At 67.1% G+C, this 12,160-nt stretch carries 12 protein-coding genes; 5 read left to right on the forward strand and 7 right to left on the reverse strand.

Annotated elements, in window-relative coordinates:
* The first annotated feature begins 236 nt into the window (after positions 1-236).
* The gene (locus tag POL67_RS50115) at positions 237-944 is read left to right on the forward strand and encodes a hypothetical protein (RefSeq protein WP_271929601.1); all 708 of its coding nucleotides are present in this window, start codon (positions 237-239) and stop codon (positions 942-944) included.
* Positions 945-1,002: 58 nt separating this feature from the next.
* Here POL67_RS50115 and POL67_RS50120 read toward each other — a convergent pair whose 3' ends face one another.
* The 3 genes from POL67_RS50120 to POL67_RS50130 all read right to left on the reverse strand — a co-directional run bounded on the left by POL67_RS50120 (position 1,003) and on the right by POL67_RS50130 (position 2,740).
* Positions 1,003-1,125 carry a hypothetical protein gene (locus POL67_RS50120; RefSeq protein ID WP_271929603.1) on the reverse strand — a complete coding sequence of 41 codons (123 nt, stop codon included), beginning with the start codon at positions 1,123-1,125 and terminating at the stop codon, positions 1,003-1,005.
* Positions 1,126-1,205: 80 nt separating this feature from the next.
* Positions 1,206-2,102: a universal stress protein gene (locus POL67_RS50125; RefSeq protein WP_271929605.1), complete on the reverse strand. Its 897-nt coding sequence runs from the start codon at positions 2,100-2,102 to the stop codon at positions 1,206-1,208.
* 146 nt (positions 2,103-2,248) lie between these two features.
* The gene (locus POL67_RS50130) at positions 2,249-2,740 is read right to left on the reverse strand and encodes a flavin reductase family protein (protein ID WP_271929608.1); all 492 of its coding nucleotides are present in this window, start codon (positions 2,738-2,740) and stop codon (positions 2,249-2,251) included.
* Positions 2,741-2,944: 204 nt separating this feature from the next.
* Between POL67_RS50130 and POL67_RS50135 the strand changes: the two genes are divergently transcribed.
* Genes POL67_RS50135 through POL67_RS50145 form a run of 3 tightly spaced genes read left to right on the forward strand, consistent with a single transcriptional unit; the run spans position 2,945 to position 6,191 of the window.
* The gene (locus POL67_RS50135; RefSeq protein ID WP_271929610.1) at positions 2,945-3,349 is read left to right on the forward strand and encodes a hypothetical protein; all 405 of its coding nucleotides are present in this window, start codon (positions 2,945-2,947) and stop codon (positions 3,347-3,349) included.
* A gap of 2 nt (positions 3,350-3,351) precedes the next feature.
* Positions 3,352-4,731 (forward strand): ParA family protein, encoded by a 1,380-nt coding sequence (locus POL67_RS50140; RefSeq protein ID WP_271929611.1) that lies wholly within the window; start codon positions 3,352-3,354, stop codon positions 4,729-4,731.
* On the forward strand, positions 4,728-6,191 hold the full coding sequence (locus tag POL67_RS50145) for a hypothetical protein (RefSeq protein ID WP_271929612.1): 1,464 nt from the start codon (positions 4,728-4,730) through the stop codon (positions 6,189-6,191). The genes POL67_RS50140 and POL67_RS50145 overlap by 4 nt, the downstream gene beginning before the upstream one ends.
* Here POL67_RS50145 and POL67_RS50150 read toward each other — a convergent pair.
* Complete coding sequence (locus POL67_RS50150; RefSeq protein WP_271929613.1) at positions 6,163-6,906, reverse strand: hypothetical protein; 744 nt, start codon at positions 6,904-6,906, stop codon at positions 6,163-6,165. The two genes, POL67_RS50145 and POL67_RS50150, sit on opposite strands and share 29 nt — an antisense overlap.
* Positions 6,907-7,433: 527 nt before the next feature.
* On the reverse strand, positions 7,434-8,843 hold the full coding sequence (locus POL67_RS50155) for an FHA and sigma-54 interaction domain-containing protein (protein ID WP_271929615.1): 1,410 nt from the start codon (positions 8,841-8,843) through the stop codon (positions 7,434-7,436).
* 205 nt (positions 8,844-9,048) lie between these two features.
* Between POL67_RS50155 and POL67_RS50160 the strand changes: the two genes are divergently transcribed.
* Positions 9,049-9,681: a hypothetical protein gene (locus POL67_RS50160; RefSeq protein ID WP_271929617.1), complete on the forward strand. Its 633-nt coding sequence runs from the start codon at positions 9,049-9,051 to the stop codon at positions 9,679-9,681.
* Positions 9,682-9,697: 16 nt separating this feature from the next.
* On the opposite strand, the gene POL67_RS50165 is transcribed toward POL67_RS50160, so the two are convergent.
* Together POL67_RS50165 and POL67_RS50170 are read right to left on the reverse strand one after the other, a co-directional pair.
* Positions 9,698-10,873 (reverse strand): hypothetical protein, encoded by a 1,176-nt coding sequence (locus POL67_RS50165; protein ID WP_271929619.1) that lies wholly within the window; start codon positions 10,871-10,873, stop codon positions 9,698-9,700.
* Between the two features lie 312 nt (positions 10,874-11,185).
* Positions 11,186-12,160 carry an SMP-30/gluconolactonase/LRE family protein gene (locus POL67_RS50170; RefSeq protein WP_271929622.1) on the reverse strand — a complete coding sequence of 325 codons (975 nt, stop codon included), beginning with the start codon at positions 12,158-12,160 and terminating at the stop codon, positions 11,186-11,188.

A 12,160-nucleotide genomic window follows, 5' to 3' on the forward strand; every position in this document is an offset into this window, starting at 1 on the left:
GACGCTTCCTGCATGGGCGGCCTCACGCCCTCTCCCGCGACGGTGTTTCGGTTTCGAAAACTCGGGTACGATGCGCCCCGGAAGGAACCGCTCCGTATGCGCCGCTTTTCTACGTTCGCCCTGTCCTTCGCCACGTTCGCCCTCATCGGCCTCGCCGCGCCCGCCCTCGCGCTCGCCCAGGCGGAGTCCTCGCCCGAGCGCTGCCGCCGGGCGAAAAGAAGGCCGACCCGATCGAGGTGGCCGCGCCGCCCCCGAGCCCGCCGCCGCCGCAACGGCCGCTCCAGGTGCCGGAGTACCCCACGCCGCCGCCCCCGCCTCCGCCCCCCTCGGACGAGGAACCGGAGTCCGATGGCTGGGCCAACGGAGACCATTTCGAGTTCACGATGGGCTTCCTCGCGGGGCAGCGGTCCTACTCCAAGACGTCCTTCAAGTTCGAGGAGGGCGCGGCCGAGGGGATCGGCGGCGGCGGGCTCGTCGCGCCCTTCGTCAAGCCGCCCTTCGACAACACGACGGTGCTCGGACTCCGCTACGACCTGCGCCTCGTGATGAGCCACATCCGGATGACGGTGGGCTTCGACGTGCCGTTCCCGACCTACAAGGTGAGCGACTCGACGGCGTTCTACGACGTGAGCGGCACGCAGCGGAAGGTGACGGTGCAGTCGCTGTCGGCGAAGGAGCTGCGCTTCGGAATCGGCGGCGAGTACGCGTGGACGAAGGTCGCGATCTTCGCGGACCTGCTCGGCGGCGTCCACTGGGTGGACACCGAGCTTTCGATCGACGGCTACAAGGCCGATTACGGGGCGGTGAGCTTCGCGTTCTCGGGGCGCGCAGGCGCCCGGGCACACGTGCGGAAGTGGTTCTTCGCGCAGGCCGCCGGCGAAGTGGGGATCATCGGCGACATCCGCTGGAACGCGGAGCTGTCGGTCGGGTTCTTCTTGAAGTGACGGCCCTGCCCGGAAGGCGGAAGGAGGGTCTCCCCGGCGCGCGGGGAGACCCGGCCTTTCAGGGCGAGATCGCGTTGATGAACACGAAGAAGCCGCCGAGGACCACGACCGCGAGCCCGAGGAGCATGGGCACGCTCCAGTCCTCGGTCGGGGCCTTCTCGTTCGATGAATCGGTCGCCATGATGCCTCCCAAGCGCGGCCGGCGGGCGCCGGCGCGGGTGCTTCCGTGACACTGGCGCGCCGCCGCGTCAACCGCGGACGTCAGTGGGAGCGCGCAACGAGGACGGAGCAGTGGGCTCCGCGCACGACCTTCTCGGCCACGCTGCCGAGCGCCACGCGCGCGAGGCCCGTGCGGCCGTGGGTCGAGACCACGACGAGCTCCGCGTCGAGCTGCTCGGCGGTCCGGATCACGACCGTGGCGGCATCTCCCTCGATCACGCGGCGATCGGCCTTGATCCCGAGCCGGTCGATCATGCCCCCGACCACGCCGTCCGCGCCGTCGCGCATCTGCGCGATGAGCTCGGGCGGAGGAATGAGGGGCGCTCCGCCGAAGGGCACGGTGAAGCCGAGCGCCGGCGCCGGCAGAACGTCGAGCGCGTGCACCACGGTGAGCGCGGCGCCCTGCTCCGCGGCGACCTGACCCGCGAGCGCGACGCCGGGCTGCGAGAGCTCGGAGAGATCGGTCGCGGCGAGGATCTTCTTCGACCGCGCGTGCGGGCGTGCGACGAGCACGGGACAATGCGCGTACCGCACGATCCGCTCGGCGACGTTGCCGAGCAGGAGCCGCGCGATGCCGGTGAGGCCGCGGCTGCCGGTGACGACGAGCGTGGCGCTGACGTCCTCGGCGACGCGGAGGATCGCGGCGTCGGCGCCGCCGCTCTCGATGCGGACCTCGAAGCCGCTGCTGGGGAGGCCGGTGAGATCCTTCACGCGATCCTCGACCGCGGCGGCGGCGCGGCTCTCGGCGTGGATCAAGGCCTCCATGTCGGCCTGGATCGCCTGCGGGAAGAGGGGCGCGGAGCGCAGCACCTCGTGCACGACGTGACAGACGACGAATTTGCCGCCCGCCCGCTTCGCGTACTCGTGTCCGAGCTTGATCGCCTCGTCGGCGGAGTCGCTCAGGTCGGTCGCCACCAAGACCACGTCACCCAGGGCCATGCGCTCTCCTTGCGGGATTCGCGGGTACCTTAGAGGGTCAGGCGGCGCTGTTCAACGGCCACCTTTCCAGGTCGTCGAGGTCGCACGATGACGGCGCACGACGTCCACCACGGACAAACGGGTGCAACCCCGACGGCGCGGAGGGATCAGAGCGAGCCGAGGCGGCGGTAGCTGCTGCGGAAGTAGAGCAAGGGCGCAGCCCGATCGCCGCCGCCGGCGGCCACGACCTCGCCGAAGTAGACGACGTGATCACCGGCGTCGACGACACGTTCGAGACGGCAATCGAGCCAGCCGAGAACACCGGGCAGGACGGGCGCGCCCGTGACGGCGTCTTGCCCGATCTCGTCGAGCAGGGTCCTGCGGTGCTCGTCGGTGCCCTTGCCGGCGAAGAGGTCGGAGAGGTGGCGTTGCTCCTCGGCGAGGACGTTGATGGCGAAGCAGCCGGCCGCGCCGACGAGCATGCCGGAGCGGGCGCGTTTGTCGGCGCAGAAGAGGACGAGCGGCGGGTCGAGGGAGACGGACGTGAACGAGTTCGCGGTCATGCCCTGCGGCACGCCCTCGTGGCGGGTGGTGACGACCGTGACGCCCGTCGCGAACTGCCCGAGGACCCTACGAAACTCGACGCCGTCGATGGCCATCGCGCTGCACTGTAGGGTGGTTCTTGCCGGGTGGCGAGGCGGTTCGGGGGCGAGGCTGGGCCTGTCCGGAGGGCATGGATCCCTCCCGCGCCGGTCGGTGGCTCGACTCGGGGCGGTGTTCTGCTCGACTCCAGCTACGCTCTTCACCAGCGAACGCCCCTTTGGAAGCTTGAGTCAGCTCGGGAAATGGACTAGGCACGGCTGATGGCGTTTATTGCGAAGCTGCCGGATGCCGCGCGCCGCCACCTGCAGGCCGCGGAGATGTTATGCGCCGAGCCTGGCCATCGCAAAGACGTCGCAGGATATCTCTACGGTATCGCGGCCGAGTGCGCCGTCAAGCACATGATCGCCCCGCTCCCCCTGCCAGCCGTGCACGACAAAGACAAGATTTGGTTTGCCCATTTTCCTGAGCTTCGCACATTGCTCCGCGATGCGCTCGAGGGGCGGCGGAGATCGACCGGCGCGCTCTACCGGTTTGTCTTCGACGATTCGTTCATGAACAACTGGCATATCTCCATGCGATATTCGGACGCGAGGCAAATCCGCGACGAGTGGATCCGCGCATGGAAAGCGCAGGCCAAGGACGCCGTCAGCGCCATGGATACCTGATCATGAAGACCGTCCGTTTTGATGACAGCCTGCCGATCCTCACCAACGTGATCAGGTCGACGCTGGGCGACGCTGCGATGAGGGACGGCACGGTGCTCCGCGACGCGGCTGGCTGCCTGGCCTTTTTTTCCGCCGCTCCGCTCGACGAGATCACAGCGGAGAGCTTATCGGCGACCTTACGGGATGCATTGGGCGCCTACGCCCGCTCCGATCGTGTCATCGCGGGCTCGGACGACTACGGGTCGGCCGCCGTGCGTGCCGACGCCAGCGCTCTCACCGTCCTGGTCGAGCACTTTCCGGTACGCTTGGTCGATAGACGCCTGGTAGGCGCGGATTGGTTGCATGCGCCGAACCCTCCAGCAGGGCCGCCCCCGCGCGTCGTCTTTGCGAGCCTCAAGGGTGGGGTCGGTCGGTCGACGGCTCTGGCCATCGTCGCGGCGCACCTCGCTGGACGGGGATGCCGGGTCCTGGCGGTGGACCTGGACATGGAGGCGCCTGGACTCGGTGCGATGTTGCTGACAAAGGAGACCGTGCCCGAATTCGGAATGCTCGATGCGTTGGTCGAGAATGGCTTGACGGGTCTCGATGAAACATTCTACGCCGACCTCATTGGCGCGTCGGAACTCGCGGGCAAGCGAGGCCGAATTGATGTCATACCTGCGTTCGGTCGACGGAGCCTCGAAAACCCTGCCGACGTTCTCGCAAAGATTGCCCGGGCCTATGCCGAAGATGTTCGACAGGACGGATCGGTGGCGACGCTGCTCGAACAGGTTCGGGCCATCGTCGAGCGTTGCGCGGACCCTGAACGCTACGATGCCGTTCTGATCGATGCACGAGCGGGTCTCCACGAGAGCACGGCCTCCGCTGTCCTCGGGCTCGGTGCCGAGGTTCTCCTCTTCGGGCTCGACGAGGCACAGACCTTTCAGGGCTACAAGGCGATGCTCGCGCATCTCGCCCGCTTTTTATCTCCCACCGCCAAGACACCCGAATGGTTGGAACGATTGACAATCGTCCAGGGAAAAGCGCCGATCGACGCCGAGGAGCGCGCGAGTTTCGTGCAGTCGTGTCACGAATTGTTCATCGCCGCAGGAATCGTGACGGCTCCCGAGGCGGCGGTAAACGAGGTCGTGCTCCCGGCTGGCCCCTTCGGGGACGTACCGTGGGACGAAGAACTGAGCGATGATGCGGTCCTGCCCGCTGCATCTCCTGTCCCTGATCCGCTCGCCATCTTGTACGATGCGCGGTTCCAACGGTTCGAGCCACTCGGACGACGAGACCTTCTGTCGGAAGCCGTCTATCGCGCAACGTTCGGTGCCCTCATCGAATGGATCGACGCGCTCGTCATGTCAGGTGACGCGACTTCTGCCGGAGGTGACGCTTGAAACCCTCCGTTGCCGACCTCCACGCAATTCGTGCGGCAATCGCCGCACTGCCCCCCGACGTCTCGCACGACGCCATCGGCGCATCCGCGCCCACCCTCGATGAGCTCTATGCACCGGCGACACATGCCACGGCGCTGGATCCCAGTACGCCGATCGTCTCCGGCGCTCGCGGCACCGGCAAGAGCTTCTGGGCGGGGGTGCTCGGTGCCGACGACCTGCGCGCCGTCGCGGCGACGGCATATCCCCGGCTACACTTGACGAGTCTCGACGTTCAGTTCGGCTATACCGGGTTCGATTCACCTCCGAGCATCGGGCGCGAGACCTTGGATCAATGCGTCCCCGCGAGCGCCGACATCGAGGAAGCGCGCGTTTTTTTCTGGGCGACCATCCTATATGCCATCGATAATGCCCAGGGTAAGCAGCTTTCCAGCCTCCCGAAGCTCCTGCCACGGGCACGAAAGCTCGACACCCGCGCCGCGGAGCTCACCGCGATGGATCGCGGCCTGCAGGAGCACGGAAGAAAGTTGGTCATCGTCTACGATGCCCTCGATACGATGGCGACATCCTGGCCACGGCGACGGCTGTTGACACAGGCGTTGCTAGAAGTCGTATGGGCGATGCGGGCATACCGTGCAGTCCGGGTGAAGCTCTTCTTGCGCCCTGATCAGATCGAGGACGACGCGGTGCGCTTCGTCGAGCTGCCAAAGCTACGAGCTGGCGCCGTGCGGCTCACCTGGTCGGAGACCGATCTTTATGGCCTCCTCTTCTCGCGTATCGCGCTCGGTGACGCGCAAACCTCGTTCCAGCGCCTCTTGAAATGGCTCGGTTTGCAAACAGCCTCCCGAGAGGAAATCCTCAGGCGCCTCTGGTCACCAGGGCAGGATGCAACCCAGCAACAGAACCTGATGACGGCAATGGCGGGCCCTTACATGGCCGAGGGGGTTCATGGCTACAAGAAAGGCAGAACCTACGAGTGGCCCCTGAAGCACCTGGCGGACGCATTCAACGAGGTCACACCCCGAAGTTTCCTTGGCCTCATGATAGCCGCCGCCCGGCATGGCGCGGCCCCCTCAGACCGAGTCATCACCCCCGCGGGCATACATCACGGTCTCCGAGCTGCATCGAAGACGCGTGTGGATCAGCTTCACGACGAATTCCCGTGGATCAAGGGGGTGCTGGCGCCGCTGGCGGGGTTACTTTTACCGCAGGAGGATGAGAAGGTCTTCAACGTCTGGCGCCAGGCGCGTACGCTCCAGTCTGCCATGACGGACGCCAAGACGGGTGGCTACCTGCCTCCCGTCCACACCGCGCCGGGGAAATCCCCGACTGAGCGAGACCTCTACCATGCTCTCGAACGAATCGGCGTCATGATGCGCCGAAAGGACGACCGCATCGACATGCCGGACCTGTTTCGCGTTGCCGCGAAATTGCTCAAGAAGGGTGGGACTGCACCGATATGATGGCTTGACCTGCCTCCCCGACCTCCCTCCCCACGTCCACCTTCCGCCTTCCCCTCGGCCCTGCGCCGAGGGCCTCGAAGCTCTCGCGTTTCGTGGCGTCGTTCGCGAACTCGAGCCGTCCCGCGCCCTCGATCCGCGCGACGGCCGCGAGGATCCGATTCCCGATCCGATTCCGCTCCTGCGTCGTGAGCGGAGCGCTCGCGCGTCTCTGGTCCTGCTTCGCATCGGCGTCCGTGATCGCGGCGAGCGCAAGCGCGAGGCCGTCGAGGTCCTTTTGGACGATGCCGAGCGCCTCGGCCTCGGCCGGTTTTTCCTTGGCGCGTTCGAGGATCTGCTGGATCGCTGCTTTCACGTCGGACACGCTGTCCTTTCTCATTTTCCGGCCCACGCCATAGGCACGTTTCACGTCAGCGGGCGCCTTGACGCGGCGGAGGGTGGCGCGAACCTGCCGCGCGCGCTCGTGTCCGTCTGCGAGCGCGGCGAATTGCCCGCTCGTGGCGGCGACCGACTCGCTCCGGGCCTGCTTCACGCCGGGGACGACGTCTCCGAAGCTCTCGATGTCATTCTTGAGGCCTTCGACCAAGTCCTGCGGCAGCCGCGGCGAGATCGTGGCGGCGTGCGTGAGTGCCAGTTGCAAAGCTTTGAGGCCGAGCTGCGTGATGGCGGTGAAACCTTTCCGGGGATGCGAGCTCTTCACGATCAACGTTGCAGTCATGATTCCTCCCTTGACGCGGTAGGGGGTACGACGTCGCGTCGGGCGCGAGGGTGTGCACGAGGAATGCCAAGCTTCGACAATCCCCGCGCGCAGGCGCGAACCGCTTGAAATCCCACGGAAAGAAAAGATCGCGCGACGCGCGGGCCGGGAGACGCACGGGCGGCGCGGGGAGATTTGTCCAGAACTTGTCCGAATTTGTCCGGACATTTTGGGCGCCCTTGCGGAACGCCGACCCGCTCTTGCGGAACGCCGACCCGCCGTCGTGGGACGCTTCCCCGCCCTTGCGGAACATGACCCCGCCCTTGCGGGACGCCTCCCCGCCGTCGTGGAACACCGCCCCGCTCTTGCGGAACACCGCCCCGCCGTCGTGGGACGCCGTCCCGCCGTCACGGAACGTCGACCCGCTGTCGTGGAACGCCGTCCCGCCGTCGTGGGACGCCCGCCCGCCCTTGCGGAACATGACCCCGCCCATGTGGGTTACCGCCCCGGCCTTCCGGAAAACGATCCCGCCCTCGCGGGACATCGCCTCACCCGCCGGAAGTGCCCTTCCGCGATCGCGGGATCCCGTACGCATCCATCCACCGCGCGAGCTGCCTGTCGTGCACCCCGAGCAGACGCGCCGCATCCACCTGGCACCCTTGCGCCCGGAACAGCGCCGCCTCGATCCTCTCCCGCGGCGGGCGCTTCTTGTTGCGCCGCGCCTCATCCATCACCTCGGCGCCCTGTGGCTCCGATTCCGGCTCCTCCGTCTTGCTCGCCGCGCGCGCCCGCAGGGCGCTCAGGTGCCGCAGGTCGATCGGACCGTCGCCCATGAGCAGGGACGCGCTCCCGAGGGTGCGCTCGATCTCGCGCACATTGCCCGGCAGGTCGCCAAAGAAGAGCGCGCGCGCCGCCGGCTTCGTGATCGACGCGCGCTCGATGCCCCGCCGCCGGAGCAGGTGCGCGACCAGAAAACCGAGATCCTCACGGCGCTTTCGAAGCGGCGGGAGCATGGCGACGTACCCGGCGAGCCTCTCCCTTAGATCCGCACGAAAGGCGCTCCTTTCGGAGAAGACGTCCACGTTCGTCGCGGCGATCCACCGCACGTCCACCGTTTGCCCCCGATCGGCCCCCACCGGCGTCACCTCGTTCTCTTGAATGGCGCGGAGCAGGCTCGCCTGCGCGCTCCCGGGCAGATTGCCGATCTCGTCGAGGAACACCGTGCCCCCCTCCGCGCTGCGAATGCGGCCCTTGCGCTCCTCGTGCGCGCCGCTGAACGCGCCGCGGCGGTGGCCGAAGAGCTCGCCCTCGACGAGGTGCTCGGGGATGGCACCACAATCGACGGCGACGAAGGGCCCCGCGCGGCCGCTCTTGTCATGCACGTACCGCGCGACGACCTCCTTGCCGGCGCCGGTCTCGGCGAGCACGAGGATCGGCTGATCGGAGCGCGAAAGGCGGGCGAGGTCGAGCACGAGGCTCATGAGCTCGGGGCAAAGGGTGCGCGTCGGGCCAAACGCGACCCCCGCGCGCTGGGTGATCATACGAACGGCCGTTGGCTCGTCGACCAGCCGATACACGAAGAGCGACTGTCCCATCTCCACGACGTCGCCGTCGGCGAGGGGGACGGGCCCCTGAATGCGCTCACCGCGGACGAACGTGCCGAACTTGCTCCCGGCGTCCTCCAGGAAGCCCTTGCCGTCACGACGAACCACGCGGGCGTGCACGCGCGATACGAAACGGTCGGGCAGGAGAAAGGTTCTTCCCTCCATTGCGGGCGGCCGGACCTCGGAGGCTCGCCCGATTTCGAAGCCGGCGCCGTCGTGCGTGAGCGGAGGCAAAGCCACGGAGTCCGCCGCGCAGAGGTCCTCGTAACGGAGGACGAAGACGAGGACGCCGAGGGTCGTCGGATGCGTCGCGGCCTCGAACTCGTTGTCGGTGGTGGCCAGGGAGTGGGCCATGGCGGGCATCCTAGGCGACGCTCGTTCAGCGGGACAAGCGATGCGACATGGACGCATGGAGCAGGGAGCGAGCGGTACCGAGGAAGGGTAGGCGTGGAGCGGACCAGCAGGATATAGATATAGACGAGACATGAGCTCCTCCTCCTCGCGGCGCCTTGGGGCAGTGCTGGTTCCAATCGCGACATTCAGCGTTGCTGGGTCCTCGTTGGCAAACGCGGAAGAACCGCCGTCCACGCCTCCACCGCAGGGCACATCGAGCACGGCCACGGACGTCCCGGCGGAGACCCGCCTGTTCACGAACTTCTTCATCGGAGCCGGCGCCGGAGCCTCGTACGGCGTGGGCCCTGGGTTGACCGGGATGACTGCGCTCTCGGCGGGCATCCGGCGCTCGCCGTTCGTGATCCTGTTCGAGACCCAGGTCCTATGGGGTGGATGGCGGAAGCCCGCGGAGGTCACGCAGGTCGATTGGAACGGCATGATCGTGCCGATCGCGCTCTGCTACGAGAGCCGCGGCTTCATGGGCTGCGGCGTATACGCATCCGCGAAGCTCGAAGCGCAGGGGTACCGAGACGATCGGGAGGGCACGAGCACGATGGCCTACCCGGCGGACGGCCAGACCTGGTTCTCGAACGCGGGGTTCCGCGCTGGCTACGAGCTACGGTTGACCACGGGCATCTACATGCGCGTGTATCTCGACGTGCTGAAGACGCTCTCGATACCGAGCTTGCGGGGCGGCGGCGCGCCCATCTGGGACGTGAGCCCGCTCATCGGGAGCGTGGGCCTCTACCTGTTCTACACGCTCGGCCACGACCACGGACGCAAGCCGCTCTTCAATTGAGCGGGAGGCGCGCGGCTCAGCTCGTGACCAGGGCGCAGCAAACCGTCGCGGGTTTGTCAAGGGACAAGGTGCCCTCGACTTCGCCGCCGCTCGGAGCGCAGGTGCCCTTTGTGTAGGAGAGGATCTCCGCCGACTTTCCGGCAAGCGCGACGCCCGGCATGTAGTCGTTGCAGGGGGGGATCATGCCCGCGTAAACGTCGTTCGCCGCGTTCTCTGCCGTGCACGCGGCGCCGGCAAACGTGTGCCACTTGACTTGACAAACCCCGCCTGTCGGCGGATCGCACGTGCAGGCAGAGCACGTCCGGTCGTCGTCGATGACACCATAAAGAAGGTGCCGATCCTCCCAGCCCTCGGGGCAGAGGTGCTCGCCTTCGCGAAAGATGCAGGAGGCGTAGCCGTCGGCGGCCGGTCCGCACACCTTCCCGCTCTGATTCACGCAGGTCGGCCAGGGCTTGTCACTCTTGCAGACGCGGCCGAGGGGTGTTTCCGGCCCGCCGGGCCAATACTTCGGGGGCGGCTGCTCGGAATCTCCACTCACGTGTGGCGTGCACGGCTGCTCCTCGATCACGGGGGCTTCGAGCGTCATCGAACGGACGCAGGGAGAACCACCACAAAGCATGTCGAGGGGGAAAGATTTGTCCTGGTTGCAGGAGCCATCCCAGTTTGTCGGCGGATTGAAGTTTGTCTTGACACCGCCCGCAGGATCGGAACAGGGCGCGGAGCTGATCGTCCACGTCGCCGGGAGCTTGCACGTGCCGTCGGGCGCGTCGCACGAGCAGGCGCCGCACGTGGGCGATGGCGGGGCCGGCGTGCCCTCGAACGCGAGGATCGGCGTGTCTTCGGGGCAAATCGGCGGATCGCTCCAGTCCGAGAAGAAGGCGACGGACATCCAGTCGTCGGGTGGCTCCGAGACACATGCGCCGTCGTTGCAGAGGGACGACATGCCGCCCTCGCCCCCCGTCCCGCCATCCGGTGCAGGTGCGTTCGGGCAACCCGCAGGGATGGGCTTGGGGCCGTTGGGACAATCTTCCGGCAAAGGACAGGGGCAGCAGGCGGGATCGAGAACCTGCTTCCCGTCGTGCATGCAGTCGCTGCCGATGAAGATGTCGCTGCTCTCGCAGCCCGCGATCACGGCCGTCAGAAAGAACGTGGTTGATACGAGGTAAAAAATAATTTTGCCAGGACGAACCATGCCTTCGACCCTACACGTCGACGCCATGGTGCGCAAGGCCGGCGACAAACCTTGTCGTCAGCGTGTCGCACGAGCACGGGGCGGGGCATCGGTATCGATGGCGGTGCGACACTCTGGAGTTGGGACGAAATCAGCGAGGTGCTCGTCTAGGACGCTGAGGCGCTGAAGCCGACGGCTCCCGGCGGCCGGGCCCTGGCACAGCGTGCCCCCACGGCGCGGTGCGGGTGTGCGGGTGCACGTTGTGCAAAAGATAGCGGGGAGGGCGCCAAGTCGGCAGGGGGGCGCCAGGTCGCGTTCAGCGTTCGTCTTGCCTCATTTGCAGCTCGCGGTGACGCCTGCGCTCGTCACACGCGCGGTCCAGTACACGTGCTCGGCACCCACCGCCACGCCGAACGCACTTATCTGCGAGCCACGCGCGACATCCGCCACGTCGCCGCCTTCCTTGGGGACACGAATGACACCCCGTTCGTCGAGCGAGCCGTCATCCTTGCCGCGCAGCGTGACGTAGACGTCCTCGCCGTCCAGCGTGAGGCTGACGGGATCGGCGAGGTCCTTGGCCAGCACGACGGACGTGCCCCCCTCCTTCGGGGCCTTCATCAGCGTACCGGCCGAGGGCTCGACCCAGTAGACGTTCGTCCCGTCCACCGCGAGCTCCTGGGCAAAATAGTGGTATGCAACCGCGGTCGGAGGCACGATCTCCTCGATCGCGCCTCCTGCCTTGGGCACGCGCACGATGTGGCCCGAAGGATCGTCCACGTTGCCGAGGGTGCGCACGTAGACGTGCATATCGTCGACCGCGATGGAACCCACGCTCGAGATCGGCGCGAGGGATTCGATCTTGGAGATGTCCTTGGGTGTCCGGAAGAGGCCCGCCGTCGACATGAAATAGACGCTGTCCTCATCCACCGCGACCGCGCCGATCGAATCCTGCGCGAGGACCACCGCTCCGCCCCCGTCCTTGTTCATCCGTACGAGCTTTTCGGCATAGTCCACGACGTACAGCGCCTCGTCGTCCATCGCCAGCGTGTACGCCTCCGTGAACCCCTGCGCGAGGCGCCTCGGCGAGGCGCCGCCCGGATCCGCGCGCCATACCGAGTCCGCGCGGGTCCAGTAGACGCCGCTCGCATCCGCGACGATGCCGTTCGTCCCGCTCTCGTCCACGCCCTCGTTGAACGTGACCAGGGGGCACCCGCCAGGCCCGTAGCTCGGATTCGAGGGATCGTTCGTCGCCGCGTCGCTGCACCCAGCGATCAGCAGAGACACCAGCATCCACGAAATGATACGCAT

The organism is Polyangium mundeleinium (assembly GCF_028369105.1).
GTDB classification, from domain to species: Bacteria; Myxococcota_A; Polyangia; order Polyangiales; family Polyangiaceae; genus Polyangium; species Polyangium mundeleinium.

Coding starts and splice junctions, on each gene's coding strand:
- POL67_RS50120 (WP_271929603.1), bottom strand. CDS start 1,125: ATGGCGACCGATTCATCGAACGAGAAGGCCCCGACCGAGGACTGGAGC.
- POL67_RS50125 (WP_271929605.1), bottom strand. CDS start 2,102: ATGGCCCTGGGTGACGTGGTCTTGGTGGCGACCGACCTGAGCGACTCC.
- POL67_RS50130 (WP_271929608.1), bottom strand. CDS start 2,740: ATGGCCATCGACGGCGTCGAGTTTCGTAGGGTCCTCGGGCAGTTCGCG.
- POL67_RS50135 (WP_271929610.1), top strand. CDS start 2,945: ATGGCGTTTATTGCGAAGCTGCCGGATGCCGCGCGCCGCCACCTGCAG.
- POL67_RS50140 (WP_271929611.1), top strand. CDS start 3,352: ATGAAGACCGTCCGTTTTGATGACAGCCTGCCGATCCTCACCAACGTG.
- POL67_RS50150 (WP_271929613.1), bottom strand. CDS start 6,906: ATGACTGCAACGTTGATCGTGAAGAGCTCGCATCCCCGGAAAGGTTTC.
- POL67_RS50155 (WP_271929615.1), bottom strand. CDS start 8,843: ATGGCCCACTCCCTGGCCACCACCGACAACGAGTTCGAGGCCGCGACG.
- POL67_RS50165 (WP_271929619.1), bottom strand. CDS start 10,873: ATGGTTCGTCCTGGCAAAATTATTTTTTACCTCGTATCAACCACGTTC.
- POL67_RS50170 (WP_271929622.1), bottom strand. CDS start 12,160: ATGCGTATCATTTCGTGGATGCTGGTGTCTCTGCTGATCGCTGGGTGC.